General features: G+C 73.2%; 16 protein-coding genes. 8 read left to right on the top strand and 8 right to left on the bottom strand.

The window, feature by feature from the left end; all coding sequences use genetic code 11:
• Positions 1-328: 328 nt before the first annotated feature.
• Positions 329-1195 (top strand): NADase-type glycan-binding domain-containing protein, encoded by an 867-nt coding sequence (locus ACZ63F_RS27245; protein WP_469714463.1) that lies wholly within the window; start codon positions 329-331, stop codon positions 1193-1195.
• A 17-nt stretch (positions 1196-1212) separates the two neighbouring features.
• Here ACZ63F_RS27245 and ACZ63F_RS27240 read toward each other — a convergent pair whose 3' ends face one another.
• Positions 1213-2160, bottom strand: a complete 948-nt coding sequence (locus tag ACZ63F_RS27240) for a glycoside hydrolase family 26 protein (RefSeq protein ID WP_469714461.1) — start codon at positions 2158-2160, stop codon at positions 1213-1215.
• Between the two features lie 76 nt (positions 2161-2236).
• Positions 2237-3160 (bottom strand): M23 family metallopeptidase, encoded by a 924-nt coding sequence (locus tag ACZ63F_RS27235; protein ID WP_469714459.1) that lies wholly within the window; start codon positions 3158-3160, stop codon positions 2237-2239.
• 103 nt (positions 3161-3263) lie between these two features.
• Here ACZ63F_RS27235 and ACZ63F_RS27230 point away from each other — a divergent pair, with 103 nt between their 5' ends.
• Both ACZ63F_RS27230 and gndA read left to right on the top strand, forming a co-directional pair.
• Positions 3264-3692 carry a hypothetical protein gene (locus ACZ63F_RS27230; RefSeq protein ID WP_469714457.1) on the top strand — a complete coding sequence of 143 codons (429 nt, stop codon included), beginning with the start codon at positions 3264-3266 and terminating at the stop codon, positions 3690-3692.
• A gap of 91 nt (positions 3693-3783) precedes the next feature.
• Positions 3784-5223 carry an NADP-dependent phosphogluconate dehydrogenase gene (gene gndA, locus ACZ63F_RS27225; protein WP_469714455.1) on the top strand — a complete coding sequence of 480 codons (1440 nt, stop codon included), beginning with the start codon at positions 3784-3786 and terminating at the stop codon, positions 5221-5223.
• A 222-nt stretch (positions 5224-5445) separates the two neighbouring features.
• On the opposite strand, the gene ACZ63F_RS27220 is transcribed toward gndA, so the two are convergent.
• A complete protein-coding gene (locus tag ACZ63F_RS27220) occupies positions 5446-6486 on the bottom strand; it encodes a C40 family peptidase (RefSeq protein ID WP_469714453.1) in 1041 nt (346 codons plus the stop codon).
• 198 nt (positions 6487-6684) lie between these two features.
• On the opposite strand from ACZ63F_RS27220, the gene ACZ63F_RS27215 reads away from it, so the two are divergent.
• From ACZ63F_RS27215 to ACZ63F_RS27205, 3 genes are all read left to right on the top strand, one after another.
• Positions 6685-7743, top strand: coding sequence for a chitinase (locus ACZ63F_RS27215; RefSeq protein ID WP_469714450.1), 1059 nt, complete (start codon positions 6685-6687; stop codon positions 7741-7743).
• A 214-nt stretch (positions 7744-7957) separates the two neighbouring features.
• The gene (locus tag ACZ63F_RS27210) at positions 7958-10492 is read left to right on the top strand and encodes a hypothetical protein (protein ID WP_469714448.1); all 2535 of its coding nucleotides are present in this window, start codon (positions 7958-7960) and stop codon (positions 10490-10492) included.
• A gap of 194 nt (positions 10493-10686) precedes the next feature.
• Positions 10687-11583, top strand: coding sequence for an LLM class F420-dependent oxidoreductase (locus ACZ63F_RS27205; protein ID WP_469714446.1), 897 nt, complete (start codon positions 10687-10689; stop codon positions 11581-11583).
• A gap of 16 nt (positions 11584-11599) precedes the next feature.
• On the opposite strand, the gene ACZ63F_RS27200 is transcribed toward ACZ63F_RS27205, so the two are convergent.
• The 3 genes from ACZ63F_RS27200 to ACZ63F_RS27190 form a co-directional block, all read right to left on the bottom strand.
• Positions 11600-12208, bottom strand: coding sequence for a TOPRIM nucleotidyl transferase/hydrolase domain-containing protein (locus ACZ63F_RS27200; protein WP_469714562.1), 609 nt, complete (start codon positions 12206-12208; stop codon positions 11600-11602).
• A 226-nt stretch (positions 12209-12434) separates the two neighbouring features.
• Complete coding sequence (locus tag ACZ63F_RS27195; protein ID WP_469714444.1) at positions 12435-13322, bottom strand: PhzF family phenazine biosynthesis protein; 888 nt, start codon at positions 13320-13322, stop codon at positions 12435-12437.
• A 29-nt stretch (positions 13323-13351) separates the two neighbouring features.
• The gene (locus ACZ63F_RS27190) at positions 13352-14110 is read right to left on the bottom strand and encodes a TetR/AcrR family transcriptional regulator (protein WP_469714442.1); all 759 of its coding nucleotides are present in this window, start codon (positions 14108-14110) and stop codon (positions 13352-13354) included.
• Positions 14111-14210: 100 nt separating this feature from the next.
• On the opposite strand from ACZ63F_RS27190, the gene ACZ63F_RS27185 reads away from it, so the two are divergent.
• Positions 14211-15452 carry an FAD-dependent oxidoreductase gene (locus ACZ63F_RS27185; protein ID WP_469714440.1) on the top strand — a complete coding sequence of 414 codons (1242 nt, stop codon included), beginning with the start codon at positions 14211-14213 and terminating at the stop codon, positions 15450-15452.
• 13 nt (positions 15453-15465) lie between these two features.
• Here the strand turns inward: ACZ63F_RS27185 and ACZ63F_RS27180 are convergent, their stop codons facing one another.
• Positions 15466-16047 carry a TetR/AcrR family transcriptional regulator gene (locus tag ACZ63F_RS27180; RefSeq protein WP_469714438.1) on the bottom strand — a complete coding sequence of 194 codons (582 nt, stop codon included), beginning with the start codon at positions 16045-16047 and terminating at the stop codon, positions 15466-15468.
• A gap of 152 nt (positions 16048-16199) precedes the next feature.
• Here ACZ63F_RS27180 and ACZ63F_RS27175 point away from each other — a divergent pair, with 152 nt between their 5' ends.
• Positions 16200-17273: an aldo/keto reductase gene (locus ACZ63F_RS27175; RefSeq protein WP_469714436.1), complete on the top strand. Its 1074-nt coding sequence runs from the start codon at positions 16200-16202 to the stop codon at positions 17271-17273.
• A gap of 13 nt (positions 17274-17286) precedes the next feature.
• On the opposite strand, the gene pip is transcribed toward ACZ63F_RS27175, so the two are convergent.
• Positions 17287-18258, bottom strand: coding sequence for a prolyl aminopeptidase (gene pip / locus ACZ63F_RS27170; protein WP_469714434.1), 972 nt, complete (start codon positions 18256-18258; stop codon positions 17287-17289).
• Between the last annotated feature and the right edge of the window lie 193 nt (positions 18259-18451).

Genomic DNA, 18451 nt, shown 5'->3' with positions numbered 1-18451 from the left:
CACAGCCCCCCTCCAGCCCCACGGCGACCTGTCAACACGGCCCACCACAGCCCCCCTCCAGCCCCACGGCGACCTGTCAACACGGCCCACCACAGCCCCCCTCCAGCCCCACGGCGACCTGTCAACACGGCCCACCACAGCGCCCCTTCAGGGGCGCGGGGAACTGCGCGACCAGCCCCCACCCACCGCCACCTCACCCACGGCCGAAACCACCCCCCTCCCCACCCCCCACCCACCCGCGAACGAAAACCAGGACCAGGACCGCGACCAGGACCGCGACCACGCCCGCGACCACGACCGCGACCGAGCCCGCCGCCTCCTCATCCCGGTGAGCGAGCCCACCCCCACCTCGGCCCCCCAACCCATCGCTCCGGTACTCCCCGGCCGCCCCACCCCCCAGCGCCCCGCCGCAGTCCGCGCCCCCGGCGAGGACCTCGGCGCCCACGGCGGCACCCCCTGCCCCTGGTGCGCCACCCCCAACCGCCACGACCGCCACTTCTGCACCCGCTGCGCCATGCCCATGGCCGGCCACCCCGACACCGGCCCCGCCGCCCGCCGCCCCTGGTGGCGCCGCATCTTCGACTTCCGCAACAGGGAGACCCCGTGGGCGGGCGACCGCCCCCGCCTCCGCCGCACCTTCGACCGCGTCCTCACCTGGATCGTCGCCGCCGCCGTCCTCACCGGCGTCACGGTCCTTGCGGTCAACACGCCGAAGGCGGTGAGCGCCACCCGCGACCACTTCGCCAAGCGCGCCCCGGTCTCCCCGGACAGCTACCGCGCCTCCCGCGCCTACGCCGGCCACAAGCCGGAACTGCTCTTCGACAAGCTGAACAACACGTGGTGGGGCCCGGGCATCGCCGGGGCCGGCGAGGGCGAGTGGGTCGAGGCGCACTTCGACGAGCCGACCCGGCTCCTGAACGTCGTCATCACCGCCGGCGAGTCGACCCACACCGAGCAGCTGAACAAGTCAGCCCTGCCGCACCGCTTGACGGCGACCATCAAGACCGCGGACGGCAAGACACTGACCCGCGAACTGACCCTCGACCAGGCGGCCGGCGGCCAGACCCGAGACCTGCGGGCCGCGGACGTCGTCTCCGTCCGCTTCACGATCGACTCGTCGTACCAGACGTCGGGCCGCACCCAGGTGGCCATCGCCGAGATCGAGTTCTTCGGCCCGTCGAGCGCGAACTCGTAGGAATCGAGGGGGAGTGGTCAACTCCGCAGCAGCGACCGGTACACGGCCGTGGACCTCGGGTTGCCGCGGCACTGCCAGACGCCGTGCGGGCAGTAGTCGGTGATCGTCTGGTAGAGCGGGCGGCTGCTCGCGAACCAGTCCAGCATGGATCGCAGGTACGCCGGATCGTCGCCGTTCTCGTACAGCCCCCACTCGGGGTAGGAGACCGGTTTACCGTGGGCCCGGGCGAAGTCGACCTGGGCCCGCAGCCCGTACGGCTCGGCGACCTGGTCCTGGAAGGACATCCCCCGCGGGGCGTCGTACGCGTCCATCCCCAGCACGTCCACGTATGCGTCCCCCGGGTAGCACGTGGTCCAGGGGACGGCGTCCCGGCCCCGGTTGGGCGCGAAGTCGAACCGGAACCGGGCGCCCGGCACCGACCGCATGGCCGTCACGATCCGCCGCCAGTACGCCCGCCAGGCGGCGGGGTCGGGGCCGCAGCGGTGGGTGTACGTGTCCCCGTTCATCTCCCAGCCGAGCACGACGACGGTGTCCGGCGCGCCGACCGCGACCAGCCGCCGGGCCAGGGCACGGAAGTGGACGTCGTACGAACCGCTCGCCCCGAGCCGCAGTTGGCGGCGCACCTCGGCGTCGGGGACGTGTGCCTCGGTGTGTTCCAGCATCGGCACGTTGAGGACGAGGAGCCGGTCGGATTCGGCCTGCCGCCAACGGGCCCACAGCCGTACGAAGTCCGGGGCGCCCTCGATGTTCCGCCACACGTCACCGGGCAGGTAGGTGTGCCCGACCCGGGGCCGGTCCCGCAGCCAGCTGCCGAGCGCCGCCACCCGCCGTACGCCGTCCGCGCCGTACCCGACGTACGCCCCGAAGGGCCCGGGTGCGGCGGGCCGCGGGGTCTCCGGCCGGGACAGGGGCAGCAGCAGGAGGGCGACCAGCACGGCGACCCACAGGAACCTCAGACGTGCCATGGGAGGCAGTCTGGCCGCTCCCCGCGCAGAGGCCACGGTATGTGCTCATACCGTGACCCTGTGCGCTTCCGGCGTGCTACGGCCGTGTCCCCGGCACCCGCCCGGCCGTCAGGTTCCACAGCGTCGCCGGATCCCACACCGACGTCGGGAGCCAGTGCTTCAACGGGGTTCCCTGATGCGTCGAGGTCGCCCGAGGGGCCGTGGTCCTGTGCGGCCTCGCCGGGCGGCCGCGCCCCGGCCGGGCGGTCGTCGTCCGCGCGGACGGCTTGACGGTTGTCCGCGCCGGTGCCGGACTCGCGGCCGCGGTGGCCGTGGCGGACGCGGTGGCCGTGGCGGACGCGGTGGCCGAGGCGCTCGGGGCCGGGTGGCCGTGTGCCGGGCACGGCTTCGCGGGCACGCTCACGCCGTGGTGCCGCAGCCACGGGAGCGGCGGGACCTCGGAGCCCAGGTGCCGGGTGGTGCGGACCTCGAAGTGGAGGTGCGGGCCTTCCGCGTTGCCGGTGGAGCCGGCCGCGCCGATCCGCTGGCCCGTCGAGACGTGCTGGCCGCGGCGGACGTTGATGACGGACAGGTGGGCGTACTGGGTGTAGTAGCCGTCGGGATGGTGTAACACGACCTGGTTGCCGAAGGCGTCGCCGCAGGTCGCGGCCACGACGCTGCCAGGGCCGACGGCGTACACGGGCGTACCGGCGTCGACCGCGAAGTCCTGGCCGGTGTGCCGGTGTTTCCAGAGGCGGCCCTTGGCCGCGTAGCGGGCGGAGAGCCGGTATCCGACGGTGGGCGCGGTCCAGCGGACGGTGCGAACGGGGTGAACGGCACGGCGGCCGCCGCCGGTGGCGCGGTCCGCGCCGTCCTGGTGCGCAGCGGGTGGCGGGGTGCTGCGCCGCCCGAAGGCACAGGTGGCCGTGCGCTCGTCGGCCTTGGCGGGTGTGGTGAGGAACGCGCCGGTCAGGAGGAGCACCAGCGCGGCGGTGAGCAGCCGTAGATCATCCGTTCGCATCTTCGGATCCTCTGACGGACGGCTCGCCGGGTGGCGGCCCCACGCGCTCGGCGCCGCGACTTTCGCCTGTTCGGATGATCGGCTCGGCTCGGATGCCGGTGCGGTGGTTCACCACCGCGCCCTGGCCGGTGACCGGGACCGGGCCGACGCCCGGCTCGGCGAGGCCGCCGCGGACGTCGACGTCGTCCTCGACCACACCTGGGGCACGCCCACCGAGGGCTCCCGCCGTCCTCACCCGCCGCACCGACCGCAGTGCCCCGCTGGACTGGATCCAGATCGGCGCCACGGCCGGCCCCGGGATCACCCTGCCTCCGTCGTGCTGCGGATGGCGAACCTGCGGCTCATGGGCAGCGGCCAGGGCTCCGTCACCGCCCGCGGCATCGTCGCCGAACTGCCGTCCCTGATGGCCGAACTGACCCGGGGCACCCTCACCGCCGACGCCCTGCCGGTGCCGCTCGCCGGCGTCGAGGAGGCCTGGACCGCCCCCGTCGAGCCAGGCCGGCGCCTGGTGTTCACCGTCTCCCACGGCTGAGCGTCCGCGTGATCGTGCCGGACCTGAACGCCCGCCCGCCGTCCACCCGTACCTCCGGGCACAACACGCGTCCGCAGAACGGAGTCCCCCCGTGAACGCATCCGCAGCCATCGGCGTGACCGGCCTCGGCGTGATGGGCCGCAACCTGGCCCGGAACTTCGCCCGGCACGGCTACCCGGTCGCCGTCCACAACCGCACCCCGGCCCGCACCCGCGCGCTGATCGCGGAGTACGGCGGCGAGGGCGACTTCGTCGGCGCCGAGACCGCCGCCGAGTTCGTCGCCGCGCTCGAACGCCCCCGCCGCCTCATGATCATGGTCCAGGCGGGCGCCGCCACCGACGCCGTCATCGACGAGTTCGTACCGCTCCTCGAACCCGGTGACATCGTCATCGACGGCGGCAACGCCCACTTCGCCGACACCCGCCGCCGCGAGGCCGCGCTGCGCGAGAAAGGCCTGCACTTCGTGGGTGTGGGCGTCTCCGGCGGCGAGGAGGGCGCGCTGCACGGGCCGTCCGTCATGCCGGGCGGCTCCGCCGAGTCGTACGCCGTGCTCGGGCCGATGTTCGAGGACATCAGTGCCAAGGTGGACGGCGAGCCGTGCGCCACGCACGTCGGCGCGGACGGCGCCGGGCACTTCGTCAAGATGGTCCACAACGGCATCGAGTACGCCGACATGCAGCTCATCGCCGAGGCCTACGACCTGCTGCGCCAGGTCGGCGGGTACGCGCCGGCCGAGATCGCCGGCATCTTCCGGGAGTGGAACGGCGGCCGCCTCGGCTCCTACCTCATCGAGATCACCGCCGACGTCCTCGCGCACGTCGACGCCGCCACCGGCGCGCCCTTCGTCGACGTCGTCGCCGACGCGGCCGGGCAGAAGGGCACCGGGCGCTGGACCGTGCAGACCGCGCTGGACCTGGCCTCGCCGGTCACCGCGATCGCCCAGGCGACGTTCGCCCGCGCCGCCTCCGGCCGCGGTGCGCTGCGCGCCGCCTACGCCGGACTCCCCGGCGGCACGACCCCACCCCTCAGCGCCACCGAGGCCGACCGCTTCGCCTCCCGCGTCGAACACGCCCTGTACGCCTCGAAGGTCATCGCCTACGACCAGGGCTGGACGATGATCCAGGACGCGGCCGCCGAGTACGGCTGGAAGATCGACCTCGGTGCGGTGGCCCGGATCTGGCGGGGCGGCTGCATCATCCGCGCGTCCTTCCTGGACCGGATCCGCGCGGCCTACCGGGCCGACCCGGACCTCGTCAGCCTGCTGGCCGAGGAGGAGTTCGCGAAGGAGATCGCCGACGCCCAGGTGCCGTGGCGCGAGACGGTCGCGTCCGCGGCCCGCCGGGGCATTCCCGTCCCGGCGTTCTCGGCGGCCCTCTCCCACTACGACACGCTCCGCGCCGACCGGCTCCCCGCGGCCCTCCTCCAGGGCCAGCGCGACTACTTCGGCGCCCACACCTACGGCCGCGTCGACAGAGAGGGCACCTTCCACACCCATTGGGCGGCCGAGGGCCGCCCGGAGACAGAGGGCTGAGCAGGCGCCCCGAAAGGGGCGCGGGGAACTGCGCGACAAGCCACGACGGACCGGCAGTTGGCCACGTTCCGACACCCGCTGGACGGTGGGGCGGACGGGGGTGCCACGCAATGCCGTCGGCGGTCTGCGACACCGTCGTGGTTGATCGCGCAGTTCCTCCCCCAGGCTTCGGCCGGGGGTGCCCCCAGCGCCCCTGACGGGGCGCTCCCGACGGGGCGTGTCTCAGACCCGGACCCCGAACATGAACGGGCCGCCGATGGTGGACATCGACTCGTAGCGGACGACCGTGCCGGTGCGCGGTGCGTGCAGGATCTGGCCGTTGCCCGCGTACAGGCCCACGTGGTGCAGGTCGTTGAAGAAGAAGACCAGGTCGCCGACCTGGAGGTCCGAGGCCGAGTAGATCCTGGTGCCGATCGTCGACTGGGACTCGGACGTGCGCGGGATGGAGACCCCGGCCTGCGCGTAGGCCCAGGAGGTGAGGCCGGAGCAGTCGAAGGAGGACGGGCCGGTGGCGCCGTACACGTACGGGGTGCCGAGCTTCGTCTTGGCGGCGGCGAAGGCGGCGGCGGCCCTGCCGGTGGCGGAGGTGTCGTTGCCGAGGTCGACGCGCTCGCTGGAGGAGCGGCTGGCCCGGTCCTGCTCGGCGGCGAGGGCGGCCTTCTCGGCCGCGGTGAGGCTGTTGAGCAGCTTCTGCGCCTCGGCGAGCTTGGCCTGGACCTCCTTCTTCTTCTTGCCGAGTTCGGTGCGGGTGGCGGCCAGGTCCCGGAGCTTGCCGGTGGCCTCCGCCCGCTCCTGCGCCAGCTCGCGCTGCTTGGCCTGGATCTTCTTCAGCGTCTCGACCTGCTGGCTGCTCAGCTGGTCGAGGGCGGACGCCTTGTCCAGGTAGCTGTCCGGGTCGGAGGAGAGGAACAGCTGGAGGGACGGGTCGAGGCCGCCGCTGCGGTACTGGGCGGTGGCCATGGAGCCGATGCCGTCACGGAGTTCGTTCAGTTCCTTCTGCCCGCGGGCGACCGAGTCCTGGAGCGCGGATATCTGCTTCTGGAGCTTCTCCTGCTTCTCCTTGGCCCCGTTGAACTTCTCGGTGGCCTGCTCGGCCTCCTCGTAGAGCTTGTCGACCCGGGACTTGACCTCGTTCTTGCTCGGCTTCTCGCTGGGCGCGGCGTTGGCCGCCTGCGCGCTCAGGGCCACGGCGGCAGCGGCGGCGGAGGTGAGCACGGTGACACGGGCACGGCCCGGCTGCTTGGCACGACGGTGGGACGCCACGGAGGCGAGCTCCTTCCGAGCAGAGGTTCGGGCAACAGACCCTAATGACTCTCTTATGGTCAGTTCAAATCTTCGCATGAAAATTCTTGGCCGGAACTGACCGGAGGTGACCGCCTCCTGACGCCGCATCGAACGAAAGGGTCTGCTGGTCGTAAAGAACCTTGACAGTCAATTGGTCTAGTCCAACTATGGGCGTCCATGAGACGCACTCGTGCCCTGCACGCCCTGCCCGCAACCGCCCTGTCCGCCGCGCTCGTTGCCCTCGGGGCAGGCGCCGCGCACGCCGATCCGCACGCCGCCTCGCACCACGTGAAGCCCATGCCCGCGCACGTCGCGGCCCCCTACTTCGAGGCCTGGACCGGCGAGAGCCCCGCCGCGCTCGCCGCCGAGTCCGGCAACAAGTACCTCACCCTCGCCTTCCTCCAGACGCCGGCCGCGGGCTCCTGCACCGCCGACTGGAACGGTGACGCCACCCAGCCCGTCGACCCGGCCACCTTCGGCGCCGACATCGCCGCCCTCCAGGCCCGCGGCGGCAACGCCATCCCCTCCTTCGGCGGCTACGGCGCCGACACCACCGGCACCGAACTCGCCGACAGCTGCACCGACGTGGACGCCATCGCCGGGGTCTACGAGAAGCTCGTCACGACGTACGGCATCAGCCGCATCGACCTCGACATCGAGGCGGACTCGCTCGCCAACGCGGCCGGAATCGACCGCCGCAACAAGGCGATCGCCAAGGCCGAGCACTGGGCCGAACGCACCGGCCGGCCGCTCCAGTTCTCCTACACCCTGCCGACGACCACCAAGGGCCTCGCGGACAGCGGCCTGGCCGTCCTCCAGAACGCCGTCGCCAACCACGCGCGCGTGGACGTCGTCAACATCATGACCTTCGACTACTACGACGGCGCCGCCCACGACATGGCCACCGACACGAAGACCGCCGCGGACGGCCTGCACGCCCAGCTCCACGCCCTGTTCCCGCACAAGAGCGCCAAGGACCTGTGGGGCATGACCGGTGTCACCGAGATGCCCGGCATCGACGACTTCGGTCCCGCGGAGACGTTCACCACCCAGAACGCCGCGACCGTCGAACGCTGGGCCGCCGCCGAGGGCATCGACACCCTCTCGTTCTGGGCCCTCCAGCGCGACAACGGCAGCTGCGTCGGCACCGGCGGCGCCAACGCCTGCTCCGGCATAGCCCAGGACCCCTGGTACTTCAGCCACACCTTCGCCAGGTTCGGCGGCCCGCGCCGGTAGGCGCTTCGCCGCAGGTGCGGCGGTGTGCCGTCCGCGGCGCCGGCATGGCCGGTCGCGCAGTCGTCCGCGCCCCTGCGGGGGCGCGGATGCGCGGGACGGAGTCTTTGCCGGAACATGGCGAAGATCAGGTTTTCGGACAACGATCCGGCCACCGGGACCGGTTATCGTCCGCACAGCCACCCCACATCCTGATCATCCTTCTCCCCGGAGCTCCATGCGCCTCAAGCAGGTCTCGCTCTCGGCGGCGATATCCGTCGTCGCCGGGCTGACCACCGCCGCCGTCGGCCTCACCAGCCCCGCCGCCCTGGCCGACAGCACGGCATCGCTGCCGCTCGCGCACTTCGCGCACATGGTGGCCGACCCGGCCCACCAGCACCTCTTCTTCAGCCAGGGCGCCGGTTCCACCGGCATCCTGGTGACCGACCTGTCCGGCACGCCGCTCACCACCATCACGGACGAGCAGGGCGCCACGGGCCTCGCGCTCTCCGCCGACGGCTCCACCCTCTACGCGGCCCTCGCCGACGGGGACGCGGTCGCCGCCGTCGACACCGCGACGCTCACCGAGTCCGCCCGCTACCCGACCGGCACCGGCAGCGCGCCCGTCTCCGTGGCGGTGGCGGGCGGCAAGGTCTGGTACGGCTACGAAACGGCCGACGGCAAGGGTGCGATCGGCTCCGTCGACGCGTCCGGCACGGTCTCGACGCCCTCGCTCTCCCACTGGTCGGTCCCGCCGCTGCTGGCGGCCGGCGGCGGAGTGCTCGCCGCCGAGGAGCCGCTGGACGGCCTCAGCCACATGGCGACCTTCGACGTCTCCTCGGGCACGGCCACCGCCAAGGCCGACACGGACGTCTACGGCGGGACCGCGACCGGGCTCCAGGTCACCGGCGACGGCGCCACGGTCCTGCTCGCCGCCGTCCAGGAGCGCGCGCTGCAGGTCTACCGCACCTCCGACCTGATGCCCGCCAACCCGGCCCCGTACTACACCGGCGCCGTGGGCCCGGACTCGCTCGCGATCGACACCGACGGCACCATCGCCTCGGCCGGCACCGCGGGCCTCTACCTCTACGCCGGTTCCAACCTGGCGGAGAACCACGTCACCTTCCCCGCCGGCACCACCGTCGCCCCGGACGGCCTGACGTGGGGCGGCGACGGCACCACCCTGTACGCCGTGACCCGGGACTCCTCCGGCGCCTACGCCCTCGACGTGCTCGGCTCCGCCAAGCTCACCGACACCACCCTCACCCTGAACTGGCCCCGGTACGCGGTCCCCACCCAGCAGTTCACCTTCACCGGCACGCTGGCCACCAGGGGCTTCCTCCCGGTCGGCGCCGCCCTCCAGGTCACCCGCGACGGGGAGCCGCTGCCCGACGCCACGGTGGGCGCCGACGGCACCTTCGCCGTCAGCGACACCCGGCAGGACGCGGGCACGTACACGTACCAGGTGTCGTACGCCGGAGACGCCACCCACCGTCCCACGACGGCGGACCTGAAGGTGTACGTGGCGCGGCTGTCCACGACGGTCGCCGCCCCGGAGATCGACTCGGCGAGCCCGCACTCGGTCGTCATCAAGGGCACGCTCACCCCCGAACTGGGATTCGGCAGCTTCCCGCAGGGCACCACGATCGACGTGTCCCGGATCGACGAGGACACGCAGGAGACCGTTCAGCTCCCCTCGGTGACCGTCGACCCGGCCACCGAGGAGTTCACGGTGACCGACGCGCCGGAGGCGGCCGGGTGGTTCACGTACCACCTCTCCTACGCGGGTGACGCCACCCACGAGCCGAGCGCCGACGACGCGAGCCTGACGGTCTCCGCCTACGCCCCGGCCCTCACCCTGAAGGCCCCCGCGACCGCCACCCGCACCGCGGCCCTCTCCTTCGCCGGCAAGCTCGGCGACGCGCCCTACCCCGCCGGTGAGACGGTCACCGTCACCCGCACCGACGCCGCCCACACCACGACCCCGGCGACCTGGACCGCGCCCGTCGCGGCCGACGGCACCGTCACGGTCAAGGACTCCCCGTCCGTCGGCGGCGCGAACACCTACACCGTGAGCTACCCGGGCGACGCGGCCCACCAGGCGGCCACCGCCTCGGCGATCGTCCAGGTGTCCCGCGCCACGTCGACGGTCACGGTCACCACGGACAAGTCGACGTACGCCTACGGCGCGACGGCCACCGTCACCGCCCACCTGGGCACCACGTACAACGGCCGTACGGTCTCGGTCTACGCCACCCCCGCGGGCGGCAGGAAGACGCTGCTGAAGACCGGCACCGTGGACAGCAAGGGCAACCTGAAGGCGACGTACAAGCCCACCCGCTCCACCGTCTACACGGCGTCCTTCGGGGGTGACTACCACTACGCCCCCGCCACGGCCACCCACTCCGCCGCCACCCAGGTGAAGATCGCGGAGCGGCTGGGCAGTTACTACACCAGCACCACCTACGGCGGCGTCACCTACCGCGTCTACCACCACACCGTGCAGCCGCAGGTGGTCGGCGTGGTGACCCCGGACAAGTCCGGGCAGTGCATGAAGTTCCAGGCCCAGGAGTACTACAGCGGCGCCTGGCACACCATCGGCACGTCCTCCTGCTTCTCGATGACGCCGGGCAGCACCGGGGTGACCCACCTGGCCCTCACCCACGCGGTGAACCAGCGGTTCCGGGTCCGGACGGAGTACGTCCACAGCTCCAAGGACACCAGCAACGCGGACACCTGGGGCGGCTGGCTGTACCTGACGGTACGGAACTGAGCCCCACGCACCGCCGGCCCGGCCCGGGTGTCCACACCCTGTGGACACCCGGGCCGAGTTGTCTTCAGGGAGGGGCTGCGGATCGACCACCGTTCCGCCGCACCACGTGGCCGACGGCGATGTCGTCGTCGAGCCTGTAGCCGTCGCGGGCGCCGTCCCTGCTCGCGTGCGGCCATTCGGGGGATATTTCGACGGTGATCGGAATACGGGTCTCGGCCCCCTCGGTTGTCCGGGGCATGGACGAGATCCCGAGCAAGATCGACCTCGGCGCCTTCGGTGTGTGGCGCCACGACAGGACCGAACCCGAACTGGCCGCGGCGCTGGAAGGCCTCGGCTACGGCACCCTCTGGCTCGGCAACGTGACCGACCCGGACCTGACCGAAGCCGAACGCCTGCTGGACGCCACGGACCGGCTGGTGGTGGCCACCGGCATCGTGAACATCTGGTCCAACCCGGCCGACCGCGTCGCCCGCGCGTACCGGCGTATCGCCGGACGCCATCCGGACCGCTTCCTGCTGGGCGTCGGCGCCGGACACCCGGAGGCCACGACGGAGTTCGTGCGGCCGTACGAAGCCCTCAACGCCTACCTGGACGTCCTCGACGCGGGCGGTGTCCCGGTCGCCCGGCGGGCGCTGGCGGCCCTCGGCCCCCGCGTCCTGCGACTGGCCGGCGACCGCACCGCGGCAGCGCACCCCTACCTCGTCACCCCCGAGCACACCCGCCGGGCTCGCGAACTCCTCGGCGCCGGACCGCTCCTCGCCCCCGAACAGAAGGTGGTCCTGGAGACCGACCCCGCCAAGGCCCGCGCGATCGGCGACGCCACGCTCGGCTTCTACCTGGGCCTGACCAACTACGTCGGCAACCTGCGCCGCCTGGGCTTCGGCGACGCCGACTTCGCGGACGGCGGCAGCGACCGCCTCTTCGACGCGCTCATCGTGCACGGTGGCCCGGACCGGGTGGCGGAGGGCGTCCGGGCCCATCTGGACGCGGGCGCCGACCACGTGGCGGTGCAGTTGCTGCACGCCGACGGCGCCGACCCGCTGCCGGGGTACCGGGCGCTGGCGGGGGCGTTGAGGACAGGAGGCGCGTAGGCCGCGGGCCCGGTGGTCACAGAGCCGTGAGCAGGGCGTCGAGCGGTGCGGGTACCCGGTCGGGGTCCAGGGCCTCGACGAGGACCCGGCCGTAACGGATCTTGCGGCCCGACGTCGTCCCGAGGAAGCGGCGGAACTGCTGCTGCGCGGTGCGGCCCTGCTGGGCGGGCTGGTTCAGGAAGGTGCGCAGGGCGCGGTGGTCGCCCTCGGCGCGGGCGAGTTCGGGGACGCGTGGCGGGCCGAGGGCACGGATCAGTTCGTCCTCCAGGTCGGCCGCGCAGACGAAGAGTCCGTCCGGTGCGGCGCCGGCCTGCGCCAGGCCGCGGGTGTAGTAGGGGAGTTCGCGTTCGTCGCAGAGCCCGGTCAGGCGCAGGCCGAGGCCGGGCGGTCCGAGGAGGCGGGCGAACCGGCCGGCGTTCATCGCCCCGCCCATCGGCAGCGCGCAGACCCCTTCGGCCGCCAGGTCCCGGCCGCGCCGGGCGGCCAGCGCCTCGACGGCCGCGAGGTCGCTGGGCCCTTCGAGCAGGACGGCGACCCGGACGCCGAGCCGCTCGGCGAGTTCCCGCGCGGGCTCCTCGGGGCCGCCGCGGCACCACGCGCCGACGGCCTCCCGGAAGTCCGCCATGCCGGGCGGGCGGGGCGGCGTGTGCGCCGGGTCTGCTCCGTGTGCCGCGTCCGGTGTATCCGCCACGCCCGCCGTCTCGGACGCGTCCGTCGTATCCGCCGTCTCGGACGCGTCCGTCGTATCCGCCGTATCCGTCCTGGGATCCGTCATGGGACGAGTCTCCGCCCGGGTCCGGTGGCGGTGCCACGGAATATCCGGGGCGCCGCAGGCCCGGGGGAGCGCCGGCTCAGGCGATGCGGGCCCCGGTGCCGCCGACGTGCACGCGAGGGTCGCCCGCGCGCAGGGTGACCGTGAGTTCGCCGGGGCGGCCCAGGTCCTCGCCCTGGTGGAGGGTGAGGACGGCGTCCTCGGGGACCAGGCCGAGCTCACGGGCGTAGGCGCCGAACGCGGCGGCCGCGGCGCCGGTCGCCGGGTCCTCGACGACCCCGCCGACGGGGAACGGGTCGCGGACGTGGAAGACGCCGGCCGACTCCCGCCACACCAGCTGCACGGTGGTCAGGTCCAGGCGGTGCATCAGCGCTTCGAGGCGCGCGAAGTCGTAGGCGAGGTCCGCGAGCCGGGCGCGGGTCGCCGCCGCGAGCACGAGATGGCGGGCGCCGGCGAACGCGATGCGGGGCGGGAAGGCCGGGTCGAGATCGGCGGCCGGCCAGTCGAGCGCGGCGAGCGCCTCCGCGAGGTCGGCGCCGGCGATCTCCTCGGTGTGCGGCTCGACGCTGGTGAGCGTGGCCCGGACCGTCCCGTCCTCCGCGGTCACCGCCACCGGCACGGTGCCCGCGCGGGTGGCGAACACCAGCTCACCGGGGCCGATCCGTTCGGCGAGCGCCACGGCGGTCGCGATGGTGGCGTGCCCGCAGAACGGCACCTCGGCCTTGGGGCTGAAGTAACGGATGGTGTACGCCCGTCCGTCCCCGTCCCCGTCCCCGCCGCCGAGGCCCGCCGGGGGCGGGGTCAGGAACGCGGACTCCGAGTAGCCGAGTTCGGCGGCGATGGCGAGCATGGCGGCGTCGTCCAGACCGGTGGCGTCCAGCACGACCCCGGCGGGGTTGCCGCCCTCGGGGGAGCTGGAGAAGGCGGTGTAGCGCAGGATCTCGGGCCGGGGCGCGTTCGTCGTCATGGTCGCGGCAACGTGGGGCGGGCCGAAGGCTATTCCTCGATGGGCCGGGGCTCGCGGTGCCGGGTGGCGGCGATGCCGGCGAGGACGAGATCGATGCCGGCGAGGAACTGCGCGCGGTCGTCGTGCCCGCGGATCTGGTCCGCGACGGCCCGGGTGAACGGGAACTCGTCGGGGTCGAGTTCCTCCCACGCCGTCGACACGGTGTCGAGGAACCCGGCGCGGTCCACGCCGGGCGGGAGGGCGCGGCCGATCGCGGTGTTCACGGCGTTCTGTCCGGCGGCGCCGAGGATGTGGTGCACCAGCGCCGAGGTCACCGTGAACCAGCTGCTCTCGGGCACGTCGAGGGCGCGGACCTGCTGACCGATGCTCTCGAAGATCCGTGGCGTCACCGTTCCCCAGGGGCTGCGGGAGAGTTGGGCGGCGAGCTGTGTCGCGAGCCACGGATGCCGTGCGATCGCGTCGAACAGCCCGAGCGCGACGGTCCGGATCCCGTCCTGCGGCGAGGCCGGGGTCCCTGCCCCCTCCGACGGCGAGGGCGGGTCCTCGACGGCGGCCCCGAGGGCCACGGCGGCGGCGACGACCGCGTCCGTGGCGGCGGCGAGCAGCTCGTCCTTGTTCGCCACATGCCAGTAGATCGCCCCGGGCCCGGTGGCGAGGCGTTCGGTCAGGGCCCGGAACGTCAGCCCGCTCTCACCGGCCGAGTCGAGCAACTCGACGGCGGCCTCGACGATGCGCTCGCGGGAGAGCGCGTCCGTGCGCCGCTGTGCCCGGCGTGTCCGCGTTGCCATGGGCCCATCTTGACATGTCTGGAGCGCCGTTCCAACATGGAACGGAATTCCAGTCTGGAATATCGTTCCATTCCCTCCCGCCCACTTCCGAGGAGTCACCATGCGCACGCACGTCACGATCGTCGGAGCCGGACTCGGCGGCCTCACGCTCGCCCGCGTTCTGCACGTCCACGGCATCCCGGTCACCGTCTACGAGGCGGAGGCCTCCCCGGCGGCCCGCACGCAGGGCGGGATGCTCGACATCCACGAGCACAACGGCCAGCGGGCGCTCCGGGAGGCAGGCCTGTACGAGGAGTTCCGCGCCCTGGTCCTGGCGGGGCGGGAGGCGACCCGGGCCCTCGCCACCGACGGCACCGTGCTCTTCGAAGAGGGCGACGACGGCACTGGAGGCCGCCCCGAGGTGCTCCGGGGTGAGCTGCGCCGGATCCTGCTCGCATCGCTTCCGCCCGGCACTGTCCGCTGGGGCCACAAGGCCGGCGCCGTCCGCTCCCTGGGCGGGGGCCGCCACGAGGTGACGTTCGCCGACGGCACCAGCGTCGCCACGGACCTGCTGGTCGGCGCGGACGGCGCGTGGTCGCGGGTGCGGCCGCTGCTGTCCGCGGCCGTACCCGCGTACACCGGCACCTCGTTCGTCGAGACCTACCTGTACGACGCCGACATCCGGCATCCGGCCACCGCGAGGGCGGTCGGCGGCGGGGCGATGTTCGCGCTCGCGCCGGGGAAGGGGATCCAGGCCCACCGGGAGACCGGCGGGACCCTCCACACGTACGTGGCGCTGCGCAGGTCGCTCGAGTGGTTCACCGACGCCGGCTTCACGGGGCCGACTGGTCCTGCCGGTCCTGCCGGTTCTGCCGTCCCCGACGTCCCCGCCGGGGCGGACGCGGCCGCCGCGCGCGTCGCGGCGGAGTTCGACGGCTGGGCCCCCGAGCTCACCGCGCTGATCACCGACGGAGAGACCCCGCCGGTCCTCCGCCCCCTGTACACCCTTCCCGCCGGCCACCGGTGGGACCGGGTGCCCGGGGTGACCCTGGTCGGCGACGCCGCCCACCTCATGATCCCGAACGGCGAGGGCGCCAACCTGGCGATGTACGACGGCGCCGAACTCGGCAAGGCCCTCGCGGCCAACCCGGACGACACCGAGGCCGCGCTCACCGCGTACGAGCAGGCCATGTTCCGCCGCAGCGCCGCGGAGGCCGCCGACGCGGCCGACCTCCACGAGCGCATGTTCGGCGAGGACACCCCGCACGGGCTGATCGCCATGTTCACTGGAGCCGATGCTGAGGCCGGAGCCGGAGCCGGAGCCGGTGCCGAAGCTGAGGCCGGAGCCGGGCGGGCCGCGTGAGCGGTACGGGGCGTCACGCCGCCGTGTTGCGCAGTCCCGTGACGAGAAGGGCGACCAGGCGGCGGGGGTCGTAGCCGGAGTCGCTCTCCGCGCCGATGCAGAGGTTGCCGACGCCGCGCATCAGCTCGACGGCGGCCAGGTCGGTGTGGATCTCACCGGACTCGGTCGCCGCGTCGAGGAGTCGGCTGCAGACGGGGACCAGGCTGTCCAGGAAGTAGGTGTGGAGGGCGTCGAAGCCCGTCTGGTCGGCACGCAGGGCCGCGGCGAGCCCGTGCTTGGTGACCAGGAAGTCCACGAAGAGGTCGATCCAGCGGCGCAGCGCTTCGTAAGGGCTCGCGGAGTCGGCCAGCAGCGCCGGGCCGGCCTCGGCGCAGGCCTCCACCTGGTGCCGGTAGACGGCGATGACCAGGTCCGCGCGGGTCGGGAAGTGCCGGTAGATCGTCGCCGTGCCGACACCCGCACGGGCCGCGATGTCGCGCACCGGCGCCTCCACGCCGGATGCGACGAACGCCGCCGCGGCCGCCTCCAGCAGGGTCGTCTCGTTGCGCCGGGCGTCCGCCCGCCGGGGCCGGACCGCCTGCTCCTCGTCCTTCATCCCGCGTCCTTCGTCGGCGTCCTTCGACGGGTGCTCCGTCGGGCGTCACTCTATCGGGGCGTTGCCAAGCGGGACAGTGTTCCGTATCGTCGTGGACGTGAAGCGGGACAGCGTCCCGTTTGTGTCGAGTGTGCCGTGTGAGGAGAACAGCCATGCAGTACCGCACTTTGGGCCGTACCGGTGTGCAGGTCAGCGCGCTCGGGCTCGGCGCGATGAACTTCGGGGCGATCGGGCGGACCACCCAGGAGGAGGCGACCGCGATCGTCGACGCCGCCCTGGACGCCGGGATCAATCTGATCGACACCGCCGACATGTACGGGCAGGGCGAGTCGGAGGAGATGGTCGGCAAGGCGATCGCGGGCCGCCGCGACGACATCGTGCTGGCCACCAAGGCTGGCATGCCGATGGGGGACGAGCGCAATCACCGGGGCGGGTCACGGCGGTGGCTGGTCACCGCGCTGGAGAACAGCCTGCGGCGGCTCGGCGTCGACCACGTCGACCTCTACCAGATACACCGCTGGGACCCGGCCACGAGTGACGAGGAGACCCTGTCGGCGCTGACCGATCTGCAACGCGCCGGGAAGATCCGCCACTTCGGCTCCTCGACCTACCCGGCGTACCGGATCGTGCAGGGCCAGTGGGCCGCCCGTGAGCACGGCCTGAGCCGGTACGTCACCGAACAGCCCAGCTACTCGATCCTCCAGCGGGGCGTCGAGTCCCATGTCCTGCCCGTGACCGAGGAGTACGGGATGGGCGTCCTGGTGTGGAGCCCGCTGGCCTCCGGCTGGCTGTCCGGCGCCGTGCGCAGGGGCCAGGCCGTCACCACCAGCCGCTCCACTCTGGCGCCCGAGCGCTTCGACCTGTCCCTGCCCGCCAACCAGGCCCGGCTCGACGCCGTGGAACGGCTGGCCGCCGTCGCCGACGGGGCCGGGCTGACACTGATCCAGCTCGCCCTCGGCTTCGTGACCGCACACCCCGCCGTCACCAGCGCCCTCATAGGCCCGCGCACCCGGGACCACCTGCGCTCCCAGCTCGCCGCCGCCGACATCGTGCTCTCCGCGGACGTCCTGGACGCGGTCGACGCGATCGTCGCCCCCGGCACCGACCTGGCCGCACACGAGAAGTTCGACACCCCGCCCGCCCTCCTCGATCCGGCCCTGCGCCGCCGCCGAGGGGCAGAGGCGCGAGGCGGAGAGGTGCGAGGGGCGGAGGGGTCGGGGAGCTGACAACCCGGCGTGCCTAGCGGCCCTCGCCGAACCGCGCGATGGCCGTCAGGACCGCCCGGTGCATGGCGGGACTGCCGGTGTGCCCCGCGTCGTCGATCACCTGCAGCTCCGCGTCCGGCCATGCCTTCGCCAGTTCCCACGCGGTCTTCAGCGGGCTGCCGATGTCCAGCCGGCCGTGGATCAGCACTCCGGGGATGCCGGCCAACCGGTGGGCGTCCCGCAGCAGCCTGCCGTCCTCCAGCCAGGCGTCGTGGGCGAAGTAGTGCGCGCAGATGCGGACGAAGGCCATCAGGGCGTCGTCGGGGCGGTCGCTGTAGGCGCCCGGACTGCCCAGCACCTCATGGGCGATGACGGCGTCCTCCCAGGTGACCCAGGCGCGGGCCGCGCGGGCCCGGACCGCGGCGTCCGGACCGTTCAGCAGCCGGTGGTAGGCGGCGACGAGGCTGCCGTCGCGGTCGGCGGGCGGCAGGTGGTCGCGGAAGGCCTCCCAGGGGCCCGGGAGCAGGCGGCCCACACCGCGGTAGAGCCAGTCGGTCTCCTCGGGGCGGGTCATGGTGACACCGGCGATGACGATCTCGGAGACCCGCTCCGGGTGGCGTTCGGCGTAGGCGAGGATCAGCGTCGAGCCCCAGGAGCCGCCGTAAAGGAGCCAGCGTTCGACGCCGAGGTGCTCGCGCAGCCGTTCCATGTCGGCGATCAGGTGGTCGGTGGTGTTGTGGGCGAGGCCGACGGACGGGTCGGAGGCGTGCGGCCGGCTCTCGCCGGAGCCGCGCTGGTCGAAGAGGACGATCCGGTACCCGCCGGGATCGAACAGCCTGCGGCTGTGCCGCCGCCCGCCGCTGCCTGGGCCGCCGTGCACACAGAGGGCGGCCTTCCCCGCAGGGTTGCCGCTGGTCTCCCAGTAGACCTGCTGCCCGTCCCCGGCATCGAGGAGACCGCGGGCATAGGGCTCGATGGGCGGGAAGTCCTCGGGCTCCTCGGGCATGGTGCTCTCCTTCCGGCAGGAACAGCCTTTCATCCTGCCCGAGTTGGGCGGGGAGGAGCGGATCGCGAGGGCAATCAGAGCAGCGCGAAGGCGCCGAAGGCCCCGGAACGTCCGCGCGGGCGGCCGCCGCACCGGCGCAGGTACTCGGGTCGGTCTGAGTATCCGCACTCTGTCCGGCGCCCGTGCCCGGCCG

The organism is Streptomyces sp. NPDC104761 (assembly GCF_055583445.1).
Note: the sequence above shows the minus strand (reverse complement) of the source record. Positions and strands in the feature narration are given on the sequence as shown.